Consider the following 19795-nt stretch of genomic DNA (forward strand, 5'->3'; position numbering starts at 1 on the left):
TTATTCTCCAGTCTTCCCGTCGCCGCCGGCACCGCCAGCACGACGAGGAGCGCCACGGCGTGCACCTGCCGGGCCACCACCTTCACCATCACGACGCGGACGGCGATCGCCACCCGGACGTGCGTTGCGGCGCGGACGCTTTTCTTCGGCGACTTCTTCGACCACCGGTGCGTCGTTGCGGCCGAGCGTGTCGCCCTTGTAGACCCACACCTTCACGCCGATGATGCCGTACGTCGTCTTTGCTTCCGACGTTGCGTAGTCGATATCAGCTCGCAGCGTATGAAGCGGCACGCGACCTTCGCGATACCACTCCGTACGGGCGATTTCGATACCGTTCAGACGGCCAGCGCTCATAATCTTGATGCCTTGAGCGCCCAGACGCATCGCGTTCTGCATCGCACGCTTCATCGCGCGACGGAACATGATCCGGCGCTCAAGTTGCTGCGTGATCGAATCAGCGATCAGTTGCGCGTCGGTTTCCGGCTTGCGGATTTCTTCGATGTTGACGTGAACCGGAACGCCCATGCGCTTTTGCAGCTCGGACTTCAGCAGTTCGATGTCTTCACCCTTCTTACCGATCACGACACCCGGACGCGAGCTGAAAATCGTGATACGGGCGTTCTTTGCAGGACGCTCGATCACAACGCGGCCGACGGACGCGTTCTTCAGCTTCTTCTTCAGGTATTCACGAACACCGATGTCTTCCTGCAACATCGCCGCGAAATTGTTGTTGTTCGCGTACCAACGCGAAGCCCAATTGCGGCTGACGGCCAAACGGAAGCCAGTCGGATGAATTTTCTGTCCCATCGTATGACCCCTTAATTCCCGACCGTCACAGTGATGTGACAGGATTGCTTCTCGATGCGGTTACCACGGCCCTTGGCGCGCGCAGTAAAACGCTTCAGCGACGCTGCCTTGTCGACGTAGATGCTCGTGATCTTGAGCTCGTCGATATCGGCGCCTTCGTTGTGCTCCGCATTCGCGATCGCCGACAGCACGACCTTTTTCACGATTCCCGCAGCCTTCTTCGGCGAGAACGTCAGAACGTTCAGCGCCTTGTCGACCGGCAAACCGCGGATCTGGTCAGCCACAAGGCGCGTTTTCTGCGCCGAGATGCGGGCACCGCGATGAATTGCTTTCACTTCCATCTTGATTGCCCCTTATTTCTTGGCCTTCTTGTCGGCCGCGTGACCCTTGAACGTACGGGTCAGTGCGAACTCGCCAAGCTTGTGGCCGACCATGTTTTCCGTGACATACACCGGAACGTGTTGACGGCCGTTGTGAACGGCGATCGTCAGACCGATGAAGTCCGGCAGAATCGTCGAGCGACGCGACCAGGTCTTGATCGGTTTCTTGTCACGCGATGCTGCAGCCGCCTCAACCTTCTTCAGCAAATGGGCGTCGCAGAACGGACCTTTCTTAATAGAACGTGCCATTGCCTACTCCTTAACGCTTGTGACGGCGCTGGACGATCATGCTCGTCGTGCGCTTGTTGCTGCGGGTGCGATAGCCCTTCGTCGGCGTGCCCCACGGGCTCACCGGATCGCGGCCTGCCGCAGTCTTGCCTTCGCCACCACCGTGCGGGTGGTCGACCGGGTTCATTGCAACGCCACGCACCGTCGGGCGGATACCGCGCCAGCGGTTCGCGCCAGCCTTACCGATTTGACGGAGGCTGTGCTCTTCGTTACCCACTTCCCCGATCGTCGCGCGGCACTCAACGTGCACGCGGCGGATTTCGCCCGAACGCAGACGAACCTGCGCGTAGACGCCTTCACGAGCCAGCAGCATTGCCGACGTGCCAGCCGAACGCGCCATTTGCGCGCCCTTGCCCGGCAGCATTTCGATGCAGTGAATCGTCGTACCGACCGGAATGTTGCGGATCGGCAGCGTGTTACCTGCGCGGATCGGAGCTTCCGAACCTGACATCAGTTGCTGACCGACGGTGATACCCTTCGGAGCGATGATGTAGCGGCGCTCGCCGTCTGCGTACAGAACCAACGCGATGTTCGCGCTACGGTTCGGGTCATACTCAAGACGCTCGACCTTTGCCGGAATACCATCTTTCGTGCGACGGAAGTCGACGACACGATAGTGATGCTTGTGACCACCACCCTTGTGACGCGTGGTGATGTGACCGTTGTTGTTACGGCCGGCGGTCGACGACTGCGTGTCGAGCAGTGCCGCAAACGGCTTGCCCTTGTGCAGTTCTTTGTTGACCACCTTGACCATCGCGCGGCGGCCCGGCGAAGTCGGCTTAACTTTCACGATTGCCATGATTACTTGGCCTCCGCTTCAAAGTTGATTTCCTGGCCGGGCTTCAGGCAGACATACGCCTTCTTCACGTCCTTGCGCTTGCCCATGAAGCGGCCAAATCGCTTGGCCTTGCCCTTCGCGACCAGCACGTTGACGGAATCGACTTCCACCTTGAACAGCAGCTCGACTGCAGCTTTCACTTCCTGCTTCGTGGCATCCGGCGCGACTTCGAACACAACCTGCTCGTTCTTGTCAGCAACCAGCGTCGCCTTTTCGGAGACCACCGGCGCGAGCAGGACCTGCATCAAACGATGATCGTTCTTGCGAATCTCGCTCATGACAGCAACTCCTCAATCTGGGCGACCGCAGCCTTCGTGATCAGGACCTTCTTGAAGTAGATCAGCGACAGCGGGTCGGCGTAACGCGGCTCGACAACCGCCACGTGGGCGAGGTTGCGCGACGCGAGGTACAGGTTTTCGTCAACCGTGTCGGTAATCACCAGCACGGAGTCGAGACCCATCGCCTTGAATTTTTCAGCCAGCAGCTTCGTCTTCGGCGCCTCGAGCGTCAGCTCGTCGACCACCGAGATGCGGCCTTCGCGGGCCAGCTGCGAGAAGATCGAGCAGAGACCTGCGCGATGCATCTTCTTGTTGACTTTGTGCGAAAAGTTTTCTTCCGGCGAATTCGGGAAGATACGGCCACCGCCGCGCCACAGCGGGCTCGACGACATACCGGCACGGGCACGGCCCGTACCCTTCTGGCGCCACGGCTTTTTGGTCGTGTGCTTGACCTGCTCACGATCCTTCTGCGCGCGGTTACCACTACGAGCATTCGCCTGGTACGCAACCACCACCTGGTGAATCAGGGCTTCGTTGTAATCGCGGCCGAACACGACGTCCGACGCGCTAACGCCCGCACCTTCCTGACCATTGGCATTCAGGAGCTTAAGTTCCATTATTTCGCTCCTTTCACGGCACGCGTCTTCACGGCCGGCGTAACGAATACCTTGCCACCCTTCGCACCCGGAACGGCGCCCTTGACCAGCAGCAGCTTGCGGTCAGCGTCGATACGAGCGATTTCGAGGTTTTGCACCGTTACCTTCTCGTCACCCATGTGACCGGTCATGCGCTTACCCGGGAAAACACGACCCGGATCCTGCGCCATACCGATCGAACCCGGCACGTTGTGCGAGCGCGAGTTACCGTGCGATGCACGGCCAGACGAGAAGTTGTAACGCTTGATGGTACCGGCGTAGCCCTTACCGATCGACACACCTTGCACGTCGACCTTCTGGCCTACTTCGAACAGCTCGGGACCAACCACGGTGCCGCTCGACAGCTCGGCAGCCTTAGCGGCATCGATCTGGAATTCTTTGAGGATTTCACCGGCTTGAACGCCAGCTTTGGCGAGATGACCTGCCAACGGCTTCGTCACGCGCGATGCACGGCGCGAACCGAAAGCAACCTGCACGGCCGTGTAGCCGTCGGTTTCAACAGTCTTGATCTGCGTCACGCGGTTGTCGGACACGTCCAGCACGGTGACGGGAATCGAATCCCCTTCAGCCGTGAAGATACGGGTCATGCCAACCTTGCGACCTACGAGTCCAAGGCTCATCGTTTTCTCCATTCCCGACTGCGATTGGTCGGGGCTAATTTACAAAATGCCGGCGCCGTTTCGGGCATGAAACCATGCTGCAGCACGCCGACTTTTTTACGCAAATGCGCGAAAAGCCCACCAGTATAGCGAGCCTTTTCGTTTTCCGCAAGCAATCAAAGACTTAGCGCTGTCCGGGTTGCCGGACAAGGGCTGGAAGCCTTACTGCAGCTTGATTTCAACGTCCACGCCGGCCGGCAGGTCCAGCTTCATCAGCGCGTCGACGGTCTTGTCCGTCGGATCGACGATGTCCATCAGACGCTGGTGCGTGCGGATTTCCAGCTGATCGCGCGACGTCTTGTTGACGTGCGGCGAACGCAGGATGTCGAAACGTTGAATGCGAGTCGGCAGGGGCACCGGACCACGAACGATTGCGCCAGTCCGCTTTGCCGTGTCGACGATTTCAGCTGCCGATTGATCGATCAGGCGATAGTCGAAAGCCTTCAGGCGAATGCGGATTTTCTGGTTCTGCATGACAAATTCCTTGGAAAGAGCGAGGCGATATTGCACCGCCGTGTAGAAAAAGAACGTAGGCTCGGGCGCCGGCGGAGAGCGGGCGCCCAAGCCCGGGCACTACATACTGCTACAGCAATCTACGATTTTACTCGATGATCTTTGCGACGACACCAGCGCCGACCGTACGACCGCCTTCGCGAATTGCGAATCGCAGGCCTTCTTCCATCGCGATCGGGTTGATCAGCTTCACCGTGATCGACACGTTGTCGCCCGGCATCACCATTTCCTTGTCCTTCGGCAGCTCGATCGAGCCCGTCACGTCCGTCGTACGGAAGTAGAACTGCGGACGGTAGTTGTTGAAGAACGGCGTGTGGCGGCCGCCTTCGTCCTTGCTCAGCACGTACACTTCAGCCGTGAAGTGCGTGTGCGGGTTGATCGAACCCGGCTTGGCCAGAACCTGACCACGCTCCACGTCTTCACGCTTCGTGCCGCGCAGCAGGATACCAACGTTGTCGCCTGCCTGACCCTGGTCGAGCAGCTTGCGGAACATTTCCACGCCCGTGCAGGTCGTCTTGGCCGTTGCGCGGATACCGACGATCTCGATTTCCTCGCCGACCTTGATCACGCCACGCTCGACGCGGCCCGTCACCACCGTGCCACGACCCGAGATCGAGAACACGTCTTCCACCGGCATCAGGAACGAACCGTCAACCGCGCGCTCCGGCGTCGGGATGTAGGTGTCCAGCGCGTCGGCCAGGTTCATGATCGCCACTTCGCCCAGCTCGCCCTTGTCGCCTTCCAGCGCCAGCTTGGCCGAACCCTTGATGATCGGCGTGTCGTCACCCGGGAAGTCGTACTTCGACAGAAGTTCGCGAACTTCCATCTCGACGAGCTCCAGCAGCTCGGCGTCGTCCACCATGTCGCACTTGTTCAGGAACACGATGATGTACGGAACGCCAACCTGACGCGCCAGCAGGATGTGCTCACGCGTTTGCGGCATCGGGCCGTCTGCAGCCGAGCACACCAGGATCGCGCCGTCCATCTGTGCCGCGCCCGTGATCATGTTCTTCACGTAGTCAGCGTGGCCCGGGCAGTCGACGTGTGCGTAGTGGCGGTTAGCCGTTTCGTACTCGACGTGCGCGGTGTTGATGGTAATGCCGCGTGCCTTTTCTTCCGGCGCCGCGTCGATCTGGTCGTACGCCTTTGCTTCGCCGCCAAACTTCTGCGTCAGAACCGTCGTGATCGCTGCCGTCAGCGTGGTCTTGCCGTGGTCAACGTGACCGATCGTGCCCACGTTCACGTGCGGCTTGGTCCGTTCGAATTTACCTTTAGCCATGTTTCTCTTCTTTCAAAAAGTTAATCGTTGAATGACTTTGCCGCGCGATTACTTCGACTTCGCGTTGATGATCGCTTCCGACACGTTACGCGGAGCTTCAGCGTAGTGCTTGAACTCCATCGTGTAGGTTGCACGACCCTGTGTCAGCGAACGCAGCGACGTCGAGTAGCCGAACATTTCCGACAGCGGCACCTCGGCGCGAACGATCTTGCCGCCACCCACCATGTCTTCCATGCCCTGTACGATACCGCGACGGCCCGACAGGTCGCCCATCACGTTGCCCATGTAATCTTCCGGCGTTTCGACTTCCACAGCCATCATCGGTTCGAGGATGACCGGGCTTGCCTTACGCATTGCTTCCTTGAACGCCATCGAACCAGCCATGCGGAAGGCATTTTCGTTCGAGTCAACGTCGTGGTACGAACCGAACGTCAGGTGAACCTTCACGTCAACGACCGGGAAGCCCGCCAGCACGCCAGCCTTCAGCGTTTCCTGGATACCCTTGTCGACTGCCGGAATGTATTCACGCGGAATCACGCCGCCCTTGATCTCGTCGAGGAACTCGTAACCCTTGCCTTGCTCGTTCGGCTCGAGCGTGATGACTGCGTGACCGTACTGACCGCGGCCGCCCGACTGCTTGACGAACTTGCCGTCAACGTCAGCAGCCGTGCTGCGGATCGTTTCGCGGTAAGCCACCTGCGGCTTGCCGACGGTCGCTTCCACGCCGAATTCACGCTTCATCCGGTCGACCAGAATTTCGAGGTGCAGCTCGCCCATACCCGAAATGATCGTTTGACCCGATTCTTCGTCCGTCTGAACGCGGAACGACGGATCTTCCTGAGCCAGGCGGTTCAGTGCCAGACCCATCTTTTCCTGGTCAGCCTTGGTCTTCGGCTCGACAGCCTGCGAAATCACCGGCTCCGGGAAAATCATGCGTTCGAGCACGATCGGGTTCTGCGGATCGCACAGCGTGTCACCCGTGGTCGCTTCTTTCAGGCCGACCGCAGCAGCGATGTCGCCTGCGCGCACTTCCTTGATTTCTTCGCGCTGGTTCGCGTGCATCTGCAGAATACGGCCCAGACGTTCCTTCTTGTCCTTGGTCGCGTTCAGCACGGTGTCGCCCGAATTGACGACGCCCGAGTACACACGGAAGAAGATCAGCTGGCCGACGAACGGGTCGGTCATGATCTTGAATGCCAGTGCTGAGAACTTTTCGTCGTCGGCCGCGCGGCGCTCAGCCTTTTCACCGTTTTCCAGCTCGCCGGTAACCGGCGGGATGTCGATCGGCGACGGCAGGAAGTCGAGCACGGCGTCCAGCATGCGCTGCACACCCTTGTTCTTGAACGCGGTGCCGCACAGCATCGGCTGGATTTCGCAAGCGATCGTACGGTCGCGCAGACCCTTGATGATTTCCTCTTCGGTCAGCTCACCCGACTCGAGGTACTTGTTCATCATGTCTTCGTTCGCTTCAGCCGCGGCTTCGACCATCTTTTCACGCCATTCGTTGCACGTGTCGACGAGCTCTGCCGGGATATCTTCGTACGAGAATTTGGTGCCTTGCGACGCGTCGTCCCAAATGATCGCCTTCATCTTCATCAGATCGACGACGCCCGTGAAATTCTCTTCCGCGCCGATAGGCACGACGACCGGAACCGGGTTCGCCTTTAGGCGCAGCTTGAGCTGATCGTAGACCTTGAAGAAGTTCGCGCCGGTACGGTCCATTTTGTTGATGAACGCGAGACGGGGAACCTTGTACTTGTTAGCTTGGCGCCACACGGTTTCCGACTGGGGCTGCACGCCGCCCACAGCGCAGTACACCATGCACGCGCCATCGAGCACGCGCATCGAGCGCTCGACTTCGATCGTGAAGTCGACGTGACCCGGGGTGTCGATGATGTTGATGCGGTGCTCGGCGCGGTCGCCCGCCATGCCCTTCCAGAATGCCGTCGTAGCAGCGGAAGTAATCGTGATGCCGCGTTCCTGTTCTTGCTCCATCCAGTCCATGGTGGCAGCGCCGTCGTGAACTTCACCAATCTTGTGGTTCACGCCCGTGTAGAACAGAATGCGCTCGGTCGTCGTCGTTTTGCCGGCGTCGATGTGAGCGCTAATACCGATGTTACGGTAGCGCTCGATAGGAGTCTTGCGAGCCACTTTGATCCTCTATGGGGATGACGCGATGCGAAAGATACCCATCGCGCTGTAACACAAACGGGCGAGGCGCCTTTGAAGCGCACCCGCCCGGAATTTCTTTCCGTTTTTCCGCTATTCCCGGGGTCTGGAAGCTTAGAAACGGAAGTGCGAGAACGCCTTGTTGGCTTCTGCCATCCGGTGAACTTCGTCGCGCTTCTTCATCGCGCCGCCACGGCCTTCGGCCGCTTCGGAGAGTTCACCTGCCAGACGCAGGGCCATCGACTTCTCGCTGCGCTTCTTCGCGGCTTCACGCAGCCAACGCATCGCCAATGCCATACGACGCGACGGGCGCACTTCGACCGGAACCTGATAGTTCGCACCACCAACGCGGCGGCTCTTCACTTCGACCACCGGCTTGACGTTGTTGAGCGCCACCGTGAACACTTCCAGCGGGTCCTTGCCACCCTTGGTCTGGATCTGTTCGAAAGCGCCGTACACGATACGCTCGGCAACCGACTTCTTGCCGGAGAGCATCAGCACGTTCATGAATTTTGCTACATCAACGTTGCCGAATTTCGGATCCGGCAACACTTCCCGCTTGGGGACTTCGCGACGACGCGGCATGTTTCTTCCTTTACTTTTCAGTTGGAGCTGATTGCAGCCCCGCGGCCACCAACTAACCCGATTCATCCATAAGACTAACCAGCCTGGTCGGGTGACCACTTACTCGATAGCACCGGCGATTCCGGCACCATCGCCATTACCGCCCTTGCAGGCGACCTGAAACTACGATTGACCGGCTAATTACTTGCCAGCCTTGGCACGCTTCGCACCGTACTTCGAGCGAGCCTGCTTACGATCCTTGACGCCCTGGGTATCAAGCGAGCCGCGAACCATGTGGTAACGCACACCCGGCAAGTCCTTCACACGGCCGCCGCGAATCAGCACGACCGAGTGTTCCTGCAGGTTGTGGCCTTCACCACCGATGTACGAAATGACTTCGAAGCCATTCGTCAGACGAACTTTGGCGACCTTACGGAGTGCCGAGTTCGGCTTCTTCGGCGTCGTGGTGTACACACGGGTGCACACGCCGCGACGCTGGGGGCAGTCCTGCAAAGCCGGGCTCTTGCTCTTCGTCGTTTCCGACGTGCGGCCTTTGCGAACCAGTTGATTGATGGTTGGCATTGTTTATTCCTGAAATTGAACAAAATCGACGCATCTGTTTCCGGGCAAAGCGGAAACGCCTGCGCATCGAACTTCCGGTTGGCCTGCTCACGCACGAATTGAAGCCGCGCGCAGGCATCCCAAGAACCGGAACCTAGCATAATATTCCGAAAATACTAAGGGAGTCAACAGGTTGCGATGGTTCGCATCCCTGTCAATCCGGCGAAACAGCAAGATGAGGTCAGTCGGCCGCCACGACGTTCAGCAATTCGTAGCCGAAACGGTCGAGTTTTCGCGCGCCCATGCCCGGAATCCCACGCAGATCGTCGATAGAATCGGGGCCGAGACGGGCGATTTCCGCAAGCGTCGCGTCATGGAAAATCACATACGCCGGCACGCCGTCGCTCTTCGCGGTTTCGGTGCGCCACATGCGTAGGCGGTCCCAGCGAGCGCGCTCGCGAGGGCCCATACCGATGGTCGGATCGGCGCGCTCGCTGGTGCGTCCCGACGATTGACGCGTGCGTGTGGGCTTGACGTAGCGCCGCATCGTCACTTTCTGCTCGCCCTTGAGCACCGGCTTGCTCGCCTCCGTGAGCACGAGCGAACCGTAGCCCTCGTGGTCGACCGTCAGGTAGCCGAACGCGACTAGCTGGCGGAAGATCGCACGCCACTCCGGCTCACCGAGCGCCGCACCAATACCGAACGTGGTCAGCTTCTCATGGCCGCGCTGCAAGATTTTCTCGCTGCGGTTTCCGCGCAAAATATCGATCAGATGTCCGGCGCCGAAATGGAAGCCGCTCGCACGCTGCGCGCGAAACACGCACGACAGCGCCATCTGAGCCTCGCGTGTCGCGTCCCAGGTTGGGGGCGGCTCGAGGCAGTTGTCGCAGTTGCCGCATGGTTGGCTTGTTTCGCCGAAGTACGCGAGCAGGCGCACCCGCCGGCAGGCCGCCGTTTCGCACAAACCGAGCAGCGCGTCGAGCTTGCCGGTCTGGACGCGCTTGTGCGCGTCATCGGCTTCGGATTCGTCGATCATCTTGCGCTGCTGCACGACGTCGCCGAGGCCGTAGGCCATCCACGCGTTCGACGGAAGCCCGTCGCGGCCCGCACGGCCGGTCTCCTGGTAGTACCCTTCGACGCTCTTTGGCAAATCCAGATGCGCGACGAACCGCACGTCGGGCTTGTCGATGCCCATGCCGAACGCAATCGTCGCGCACATCACGATGCCTTCCTCGCGCTGGAACATTTCCTGATGCTTCTGGCGCACCTCGAATTCCATGCCGGCGTGGTATGGCAGCGCACGCATGCCCTTTTCCTTGAGCCACTCCGCGGTTTCCTCGACCTTGCGGCGCGACAGGCAATAGACAACGCCCGCGTCGGTTGTGCCGTCGGCCTTAGTATGCTCGGCGCGGATGAAGTCGAGCAGCTGCGCGCGCGCGTTGTCTTTTTCGGCGATGCGATAGCGGATGTTCGGCCGATCGAAACTCGACACGAACACGCGCGCATCGTCGAGCGCGAGACGATGAATGATTTCGTCGCGCGTGATCGCGTCGGCGGTCGCCGTCAGCGCAATGCGCGGCACGTTCGGAAAACGCTCGTGCAGCACCGACAGCTGGATATATTCGGGCCGGAAATCGTGTCCCCATTGCGACACACAGTGCGCTTCGTCGATCGCGAAGAGACCGATCCGCGTGCGCTCGAGCAGCTCCTGGAAGCGCGACGTCATCAGCCGCTCCGGTGCGACGTAGAGCAGATCGATGTCGCCGTCGCGCAGCGCCCGCTCGGTGGCCATCGCCTCAGCGCTCGACAACGTCGAGTTCAGGTACGCGGCCCGCACGCCGACTTCCGTCAGCGCGGCCACCTGATCCTGCATCAGCGCGATCAGCGGCGACACCACGATGCCGGCGCCAAAGCCGCGTTCGCGCCGTACCAGCGACGGAATCTGATAGCACAGCGACTTGCCGCCGCCCGTCGGCATCAGCACGAGGCAATCGCCGCCGTCGGCGACGTGCTCGACAATTTCGCCCTGCTGTCCTCTGAACGCGGGATAACCAAAGACTTCGTTGAGGATTTCGAGCGGACGGGACATGTATTTGACAGAGACGGCGAAGGAAACGGCACGCAGGCGGTGAGACGAATTTTACCAACGCATTCGCGCCGCGCCTGCGGTTTGCGACAACGCTGGCCATCAGGCTTAGGATTGCGCCGGCGCGTGGGAATGGTGCGCGCGCAAAAAAGAGCATAAAAAAGCCGCTCAGTCGAAACTGAGCGGCTTTCGTGGCTCGTCGGGCAAGGCGGCTTGCGCCGCCAGCACTTACTCGCCCGAGTGCTGCTGTTCGGCAGCCGGGGTTTCCGGCGTACCGAATTCGAACGACTCTTCCGCTGCGATCTGATCGAAACGCTCGCGGTCGGCCAGTTCCTTGCTCTTGCGCGCCTTGTGGAACGCGAGACCCGTGCCGGCCGGGATCAGACGGCCGACGATCACGTTTTCCTTCAGGCCACGCAGGTCGTCGCGCTTGCCCATGATCGCCGCTTCGGTCAGCACGCGGGTCGTTTCCTGGAACGACGCCGCGGAGATGAACGAGTCGGTCGACAGCGACGCCTTCGTGATGCCGAGCAGGACGTTTTCGTACGTTGCCGGACGCTTGTCTTCCGCGATCATACGGTCGTTCTCGTCGAGCATATCCGACCGCTCGACCTGTTCGCCCGGGATGAAACGCGTATCGCCGTTGTCCGTGATCTGGACGCGGCGCAGCATCTGACGCACGATCACTTCAATGTGCTTGTCGTTGATCTTCACGCCTTGCAGACGGTACACGTCCTGCACTTCGTCCACGATGTAACGCGACAGCGCCTCGACGCCCTGCAGACGCAGGATGTCGTGCGGATCCGCCGGCCCGTCGACGATCATTTCGCCCTTGTTGACGACCTGACCATCGTGCACGAGAACCTGCTTTTCCTTCGCGATCAGGAACTCGTGCTGGTTGCCCTCGAGGTCCGTGATAACGAGACGCTGCTTGCCCTTCGTGTCCTTACCGAACGACGTCGTACCCGTGACTTCCGCGAGGATACCCGCGTCCTTCGGCGAACGTGCTTCGAACAGTTCCGCCACACGCGGCAGACCACCGGTAATGTCACGCGTCTTCTGCGATTCGGTCGGGATACGTGCGAGCACTTCACCAACCTGGACCTGCTGACCGTCCTTCACGGTGATCAGCGCGCCGACCTGGAAGCCGATCTGCACCGAGTGCTCGGTGTTCGGGATCTTCACTTCCTCGCCGTTCGCATCGAGCAGCTTGACCTGCGGACGCACCGTCTTCGACGCCTGTGAGCCACGACGCTTCACGTCGATCACGACGAGCGTGGACAGACCCGTCACGTCGTCGATCTGCTTAGCGACCGTCACGCCTTCCTCGACGTTCTCGAACTTCACCGTACCACCGTACTCGGTGATGATCGGACGCGTCATCGGATCCCACGTGGCCAGTTGCGTGCCAGCCTTGATCTGCGCACCGTCGAGCTGCAGCAGCGTGGCGCCGTACGGCACCTTGTGACGCTCGCGCTCGCGGCCGTGATCGTCGGTGATCATCGCCTCGCCCGAACGCGAGATGACGATCTGCTCGCCCTTCGCATTCGTGACGTAACGCATCGTCGACGTGAAACGCACCGTACCGTTCGACTTCGCTTCGACCGACGAAGCCACCGCCGCGCGCGACGCCGCGCCACCGATGTGGAACGTACGCATCGTGAGCTGCGTGCCCGGTTCACCGATCGACTGCGCCGCGATCACACCGACCGCTTCGCCGACGTTCACCAGCGAACCGCGGCCAAGGTCGCGACCGTAGCAGGCCGCGCACAGACCGTAGCGCGTTTCGCAGGTGAGCGGCGTGCGCACGCGAACTTCGTCGATGCCGAGGCGTTCGATGTCTTCGACCGCGTCTTCATCGAGCAGCGTGCCAGCTTCGAACAGCGTTTCCTGCGATTCCGGGTTGACGATGTCAGCCACGGCCACGCGTCCCAGAATACGGTCACGCAGCGCTTCGACCACTTCACCGCCTTCCACGAGCGCCTTCATCGCCACGCCGTTCGACGTGCCGCAATCTTCCTCGACGACGACCAGATCCTGCGTCACGTCGACGAGACGACGCGTCAGGTAACCCGAGTTCGCGGTCTTCAGTGCCGTATCAGCCAGACCCTTACGTGCACCGTGGGTCGAGATGAAGTACTGCAACACGTTCAGACCTTCGCGGAAGTTCGCCGTAATCGGCGTCTCGATGATCGAGCCGTCCGGCTTCGCCATCAGACCGCGCATACCTGCCAGCTGACGGATCTGAACCGCGGAACCACGAGCACCCGAGTCCGCCATCATGTAGATGGAGTTGAACGACTCCTGGCGCGTCTGGTTGCCGTCACGGTCCGTGACCGGTTCCGTCGACAGCTGCTCCATCATCGCCTTGCCGACCGCTTCCGACGTCGCCGACCAGATGTCAACCACGTTGTTGTAGCGTTCCTGCGCGGTGACGAGACCCGACATGTACTGACGGTCGTATTCCTTCACCTTCTTCGCGGCATCGCCGACGATGGTTTCCTTCTGCGGCGGCACGAGCATATCGTCGACGCAGATCGAAATACCAGCGCGCGTTGCCAGGCGGAAGCCCGACTGCATCAGCTGGTCGGCGAAAATCACCGTCTCACGCAGACCGCACTTCCGAAACGCGGTGTTGATCAGACGCGAGATTTCCTTCTTCTTCAGCGGCTTATTCAGCACCGAGAACGGCAGACCCGGCGGCAGGATTTCCGACAGGATCGAGCGGCCGACCGTGGTCGCGTACAGCGTGATCTTCGGCACGAACGCCGGCGCGCCTTCTGACTTGTCTTCGTTGTGGACCATTTCGGTGATCCGCACGTTGACGCGCGAGGCCAGCTCGACTTCCTTGTTCTCGTACGCACGCAGCACTTCCGACACGCCCGTGAACGTCAGGCCTTCGCCCTTGCCGTTCACCGCTTCGCGCGTCGCGTAGTACAGGCCGAGCACGATGTCCTGCGACGGCACGATCGACGGATCGCCGTTGGCCGGGAACAGCACGTTGTTCGACGCGAGCATCAGCGTGCGCGCTTCCATCTGCGCTTCGAGCGACAGCGGCACGTGAACGGCCATCTGGTCACCGTCGAAGTCGGCGTTGAACGCCGCGCAGACGAGCGGGTGCAGCTGGATTGCCTTACCTTCGATCAGCACCGGTTCGAAAGCCTGGATGCCAAGACGGTGCAGCGTCGGCGCACGGTTCAGCATGACCGGATGTTCGCGGATCACCTCTTCGAGGATGTCCCACACGACCGGCGTCTGGTTCTCGACCTCCTTCTTCGCAGCCTTGATGGTGGTAGCGACACCCATCACTTCGAGCTTGTTGAAGATGAACGGCTTGAAGAGTTCGAGCGCCATCAGCTTCGGCAGACCGCACTGATGCAGCTTCAGCGTCGGGCCAACCACGATCACCGAGCGGCCCGAGTAGTCGACACGCTTACCGAGCAGGTTCTGACGGAAGCGACCGCCCTTACCCTTGATCATGTCAGCGAGCGACTTCAGCGGACGCTTGTTCGCGCCGGTCATCGCCTTACCGCGACGGCCGTTGTCGAGCAGCGAGTCGACGGCTTCCTGCAGCATCCGCTTTTCGTTGCGGACGATGATTTCCGGCGCCTTCAGCTCGAGCAAACGCTTCAACCGGTTGTTACGGTTGATCACGCGGCGATACAGGTCGTTCAGGTCCGACGTCGCGAAACGGCCGCCGTCGAGCGGCACCAGCGGACGCAGTTCCGGCGGCAGCACCGGCAGCACTTCGAGGACCATCCAGTCCGGCTTGATGCCCGAACGCTGGAACGCCTCGAGCACCTTCAGGCGCTTCGCGTACTTCTTGATCTTCGCTTCCGAGCCTGTGTTGCGCAGTTCCGTGCGCAGCAACTCGACCTGCTCGTCGATGTTGATCGCGCGCAGCAGTTCGCGAATACCTTCCGCGCCCATTTCGGCACGGAATTCGTCGCCGTATTCCTCGACCTTGTTGTAGTAATCCTCTTCGGTCATGATCTGCCGCGCTTTGAGCGGCGTCATGCCCGGATCAATCACCACGTATGCTTCGAAGTACAGCACGCGCTCGATGTCACGCAGCGTCATGTCGAGCACCATGCCCAGACGCGACGGCAACGACTTCAGGAACCAGATGTGCGCGACCGGCGAGGCCAGCTCAATGTGGCCCATGCGCTCACGACGCACCTTCGCGAGCGTGACTTCGACGCCGCACTTCTCGCAGATCACGCCACGATGCTTCAGGCGCTTGTACTTGCCGCAAAGGCATTCGTAGTCCTTGATCGGACCGAAAATCTTCGCGCAGAACAGACCATCGCGCTCCGGCTTAAACGTGCGGTAGTTGATGGTTTCCGGCTTCTTGACTTCACCGAACGACCACGAACGGATCTTGTCCGGCGAAGCCAGGCCGATCTTGATCGCGTCAAAAACTTCAGGTTGTTGGACTTGCTTGAATAGATCGAGCAAAGCTTTCATCGCTTCTCTCCAGTAGTCCGATTAGTTCCGGTCCAGGTCGATGTCGATACCCAGCGACCGGATTTCCTTCACCAACACGTTGAACGACTCAGGCATGCCGGCATCGATCACGTGATCGCCCTTGACCAGGTTCTCGTAAACCTTGGTCCGGCCCGTCACGTCGTCCGACTTCACCGTCAGCATTTCCTGCAGCACGTACGATGCGCCGTACGCTTCGAGCGCCCACACTTCCATTTCACCGAAACGCTGCCCACCGAACTGCGCCTTACCGCCCAACGGCTGCTGCGTCACGAGCGAGTATGGGCCCGTGGAACGAGCGTGCATCTTGTCGTCGACCAGGTGGTGCAGCTTCAGGTAGTGCATGTAACCGACCGTCACCGTACGTTCGAACATCTCGCCCGTGCGGCCGTCGAACAGGCGGACCTGATTCTTCGATGGCGTCATGCCGAGGTTCTGAGCGATCTCGTCCGGGAAAGCCAGATCCAGCGCGCGCGACATTTCTTCTTCCGTCGCACCATCGAACACCGGCGTTGCGAACGGCACGCCTTCGCGCAGGTTCTTCGCCAGTTCGAGGATTTCGTCGTCGCTGAAGCTGTCCAGCTCTTCGGCGCGGCCCGATTCGTTGTAGATCTTGATCAGGAATTCGCGCAGTTCAGCGATCTTCGCCTGACGCTGCAGCATTTCGCCGATACGCCAGCCGAGACCCTTCGCGGCCCAACCCAGATGCACTTCGAGAACCTGACCCACGTTCATCCGCGACGGCACGCCGAGCGGGTTCAGAACGACGTCAGCCGGACGGCCGTCGGCCATGTACGGCATGTCTTCGATCGGCACGATCTTCGACACGACACCCTTGTTACCGTGACGGCCCGCCATCTTGTCGCCAGGCTGCAGACGGCGCTTCACTGCCAGATAGACCTTGACCATCTTCAGCACGCCCGGCGGCAATTCGTCGCCTTGGGTGAGCTTCTTGCGCTTCTCTTCGAACGCGAGGTCGAACTGGTGGCGCTTCTCTTCGATCGAGTTCTTGATCGCTTCGAGCTGGGCCGCTGCTTCTTCATCCGCGAGGCGAATGTCGAACCAGTGGTAGTGGTCCAGATCTTCGAGGTAAGCGCGCTCGATCTTCGTGCCCTTGGCGAGCTTCTTCGGACCTCCGTTCGCAACCTTGCCTTCGAGCATGCGCGCGAGACGCTGGAACGCATCGCCTTCCACGATACGCAGCTGGTCGTTCAGGTCGAGACGATAGCGCTTCAGTTCATCGTCGATGATCTGTTGGGCGCGCTTATCGCGCTGGATGCCTTCACGCGTGAACACCTGAACGTCGATGACGGTACCGCTCATGCCCGACGGCACACGCAGCGACGTGTCCTTCACGTCAGATGCCTTTTCACCGAAGATCGCGCGCAGCAGCTTTTCTTCCGGCGTCAGCTGAGTTTCGCCCTTCGGCGTGACCTTGCCGACCAGCACGTCACCCGCTTCGACTTCCGCGCCGATGTACACGATGCCCGACTCGTCGAGACGGCCAAGCTGCACTTCCGCGAGGTTCGAGATGTCGCGCGTGATTTCTTCCGGTCCGAGCTTCGTGTCACGTGCAACGACGTTCAGTTCTTCGATGTGGATCGACGTGTAACGGTCGTCCGCAACCACCTTCTCCGAGATCAGGATCGAGTCTTCGAAGTTGTAACCGTTCCACGGCATGAACGCGATCAGCATGTTCTGGCCGAGCGCGAGCTCGCCCAGATCGGTCGATGCGCCGTCAGCCAGCACGTCACCGCGCGCAACCTTGTCGCCCATCTTCACGATCGGACGCTGGTTGATGTTCGTGTTCTGGTTCGAACGCGTGTACTTGATCAGGTTGTAGATGTCGACACCGACTTCACCCGCAACCGCTTCGTCGTCGTTCACGCGAATCACGATACGGCCCGCGTCGACGTAATCGACCACGCCGCCACGCAGTGCCTGAACCGTCGTGCCCGAGTCGACCGCCACGGTGCGCTCGATGCCCGTACCGACGACCGGCTTTTCCGGACGCAGACACGGTACAGCCTGACGTTGCATGTTCGAGCCCATCAACGCGCGGTTCGCGTCGTCGTGCTCGAGGAACGGAATCAGCGAAGCTGCGACCGACACGATCTGCGACGGCGCCACGTCCATGTACTGGATGCGATCCGGCGTGACCATCAGCGTTTCGCCCGCTTCGCGCGACGAGACGAGTTCGTCAGTCAGCGTGCCGTCGTCGGCCACCGCCGCGTTCGCCTGAGCGATCACGTAACGGCCCTCTTCGATCGCCGACAGGTAGTCGATCTGGTCGGTCACCTTGCCGTCCGCAACCTTGCGATAGGGCGTCTCGAGGAAGCCGTATTCGTTCAAGTGCGCGTACAGAGCGAGCGAGTTGATCAGACCGATGTTCGGACCTTCCGGCGTTTCGATCGGGCACACGCGGCCGTAGTGGGTGGGATGCACGTCGCGGACTTCGAAGCCTGCGCGCTCACGCGTCAGACCTCCCGGGCCCAGTGCGGAAACACGACGCTTGTGCGTGATTTCCGACAGCGGGTTGGTCTGGTCCATGAACTGCGACAGCTGCGACGAACCGAAGAACTCGCGAATCGCCGACGAGATCGGTTTCGAGTTGATCAGGTCGTGCGGCATCAGGTTTTCGCTTTCGGCCTGGCCGAGGCGTTCCTTCACTGCACGTTCGACACGCACGAGGCCTGCGCGGAACTGGTTCTCCGCGAGTTCGCCGACGCAACGCACACGACGGTTGCCGAGGTGGTCGATATCGTCCACTTCCCCCTTGCCGTTGCGCAGCTCAACCAGGATCTTGATCGTCGCGAGGATGTCGTCGTCCTGCAGCGTCATCGGGCCGACGATTTCGTCGCGGCCGACGCGGCGGTTGAACTTCATACGACCCACCTTCGACAGGTCGTACGCTTCTTCGCTGTAGAACAGGCGGTTGAACAACGCCTCGACCGCTTCTTCGGTCGGCGGCTCGCCCGGACGCATCATGCGGTAGATCGCGATGCGCGCGGCCATCTTGTCGGCCGTTTCATCGATACGCAGCGTCGACGAGATATACGGCCCCTGGTCCAGATCGTTCGTGTAGAGCGTCTGGATGTCCTTGATCTTCGCTTCGCGCAGCTTCTCGAGCACGGATTCGGTGATTTCGTCGTTCGCGTTCGCGATGACTTCACCCGTATCGCCGTCGATCACGTTCTTCGCGAGCACGCGGCCGAGCAGATAGTCTTCAGGTACCGAGATGAACTTGGTCTTCGCGTTGTCGAGGTCGCGAATGTGCTTGGCGTTGATCCGCTTGTCCTTCTGGACGATCACGTTGCCGTCGCGGTCCGTGATATCGAAGCGCGCGACTTCACCGCGCAGACGCTCCGGCACGAATTCCATCTGCGCGCCTTCCGGCATCAGCGTGAAATTGTCGAACACGAAGAAGTTTGCGAGGATCTGTTCCGGCGTCAGGCCGATTGCCTTCAGCAGGATCGTGACCGGCATCTTACGGCGACGGTCGACGCGGAAGTACAACACGTCCTTCGGGTCGAATTCGAAGTCGAGCCACGAACCGCGGTAAGGAATGATACGTGCCGAGAACAGGAGCTTGCCCGAGCTGTGCGTCTTGCCCTTGTCGTGTTCAAAGAACACGCCTGGCGAACGGTGCAGCTGCGAAACGATCACGCGTTCCGTGCCGTTGATGACGAACGAACCGGTCGGTGTCATGAGCGGGATTTCGCCCATGTACACTTCCTGTTCCTTCACTTCCTTGACGACCGGCTTGCTCGGCGATTCCTTGTCGAGCAGCACCAGACGTACCTTGGCGCGGAGCGCCGAGCAGTACGTCAGACCGCGCTGCTGGCATTCCTTGATGTTGAATGCCGGCGGCGACAGCATGTAGCTGACGAACTCGAGACGCGCGAAGCCGTTGTGCGAAACGATCGGGAAAACGGAAGTAAACGCTGCCTGCAGGCCTTCCGGCTTGCGCTGCGTAGACGACGTATCTGCTTGCAGAAACGTGCTGAATGATTCAAGCTGGGTAGCCAGCAGGAAAGGTACTTGGTGAACGATGGGGCGCTTCGCAAAACTCTTGCGAATACGCTTCTTCTCGGTGAAGGAATATTGCATACGATCTCCGAATCACGGCGGGCATAGTTGTCGAGGCAGGATACCTTGATGAGACAACCCGAGTGTTCACCGACTGAGACCCGATGGCCGTCCGATGGCTTGAACGAGCCTAGAAGCTTGGT

General features: G+C 60.4%; 15 protein-coding genes. All 15 read right to left on the bottom strand.

The genetic code is table 11. From position 1 onward, the window contains the following. A complete protein-coding gene (gene rpsC, locus BC1002_RS14470; RefSeq protein WP_012434570.1) occupies positions 1–807 on the bottom strand; it encodes a 30S ribosomal protein S3 in 807 nt (268 codons plus the stop codon). Between the two features lie 11 nt (positions 808–818). Next, positions 819–1148 (bottom strand): 50S ribosomal protein L22, encoded by a 330-nt coding sequence (gene rplV, locus BC1002_RS14475; protein ID WP_007730533.1) that lies wholly within the window; start codon positions 1146–1148, stop codon positions 819–821. A 12-nt stretch (positions 1149–1160) separates the two neighbouring features. Beyond that, a complete protein-coding gene (rpsS, locus tag BC1002_RS14480) occupies positions 1161–1436 on the bottom strand; it encodes a 30S ribosomal protein S19 (protein ID WP_006998484.1) in 276 nt (91 codons plus the stop codon). 10 nt (positions 1437–1446) lie between these two features. Then, the gene (gene rplB, locus BC1002_RS14485; RefSeq protein ID WP_013090758.1) at positions 1447–2274 is read right to left on the bottom strand and encodes a 50S ribosomal protein L2; all 828 of its coding nucleotides are present in this window, start codon (positions 2272–2274) and stop codon (positions 1447–1449) included. Positions 2275–2276: 2 nt separating this feature from the next. After that, positions 2277–2591 (bottom strand): 50S ribosomal protein L23, encoded by a 315-nt coding sequence (gene rplW, locus BC1002_RS14490; protein WP_008923345.1) that lies wholly within the window; start codon positions 2589–2591, stop codon positions 2277–2279. Then, complete coding sequence (rplD, locus tag BC1002_RS14495; protein WP_008923346.1) at positions 2588–3208, bottom strand: 50S ribosomal protein L4; 621 nt, start codon at positions 3206–3208, stop codon at positions 2588–2590. The genes rplW and rplD overlap by 4 nt, the downstream gene beginning before the upstream one ends. Further along, on the bottom strand, positions 3208–3867 hold the full coding sequence (gene rplC / locus BC1002_RS14500; protein WP_013090759.1) for a 50S ribosomal protein L3: 660 nt from the start codon (positions 3865–3867) through the stop codon (positions 3208–3210). Before rplC ends, rplD begins: the two co-directional genes overlap by 1 nt. 201 nt (positions 3868–4068) lie before the next feature. Next, positions 4069–4380 (bottom strand): 30S ribosomal protein S10, encoded by a 312-nt coding sequence (gene rpsJ, locus BC1002_RS14505; protein ID WP_006998489.1) that lies wholly within the window; start codon positions 4378–4380, stop codon positions 4069–4071. Positions 4381–4507: 127 nt separating this feature from the next. Then, positions 4508–5698 carry an elongation factor Tu gene (tuf, locus tag BC1002_RS14510; protein ID WP_013090760.1) on the bottom strand — a complete coding sequence of 397 codons (1191 nt, stop codon included), beginning with the start codon at positions 5696–5698 and terminating at the stop codon, positions 4508–4510. A gap of 48 nt (positions 5699–5746) precedes the next feature. Next, positions 5747–7849 (bottom strand): elongation factor G, encoded by a 2103-nt coding sequence (fusA, locus tag BC1002_RS14515; RefSeq protein WP_013090761.1) that lies wholly within the window; start codon positions 7847–7849, stop codon positions 5747–5749. Between the two features lie 132 nt (positions 7850–7981). Next, positions 7982–8452: a 30S ribosomal protein S7 gene (gene rpsG / locus BC1002_RS14520; protein WP_006053291.1), complete on the bottom strand. Its 471-nt coding sequence runs from the start codon at positions 8450–8452 to the stop codon at positions 7982–7984. 180 nt (positions 8453–8632) lie between these two features. Then, positions 8633–9013: a 30S ribosomal protein S12 gene (gene rpsL / locus BC1002_RS14525; protein ID WP_006053290.1), complete on the bottom strand. Its 381-nt coding sequence runs from the start codon at positions 9011–9013 to the stop codon at positions 8633–8635. A 220-nt stretch (positions 9014–9233) separates the two neighbouring features. Then, complete coding sequence (gene recQ / locus BC1002_RS14530) at positions 9234–11081, bottom strand: DNA helicase RecQ (RefSeq protein ID WP_013090762.1); 1848 nt, start codon at positions 11079–11081, stop codon at positions 9234–9236. 225 nt (positions 11082–11306) lie between these two features. Beyond that, positions 11307–15545 (bottom strand): DNA-directed RNA polymerase subunit beta', encoded by a 4239-nt coding sequence (gene rpoC / locus BC1002_RS14535; protein WP_013090763.1) that lies wholly within the window; start codon positions 15543–15545, stop codon positions 11307–11309. A gap of 21 nt (positions 15546–15566) precedes the next feature. Further along, positions 15567–19673, bottom strand: coding sequence for a DNA-directed RNA polymerase subunit beta (gene rpoB / locus BC1002_RS14540; RefSeq protein ID WP_013090764.1), 4107 nt, complete (start codon positions 19671–19673; stop codon positions 15567–15569). Between the last annotated feature and the right edge of the window lie 122 nt (positions 19674–19795).

Source organism: Paraburkholderia atlantica (assembly GCF_000092885.1).
Lineage (GTDB): Bacteria > Pseudomonadota > Gammaproteobacteria > Burkholderiales > Burkholderiaceae > Paraburkholderia > Paraburkholderia atlantica.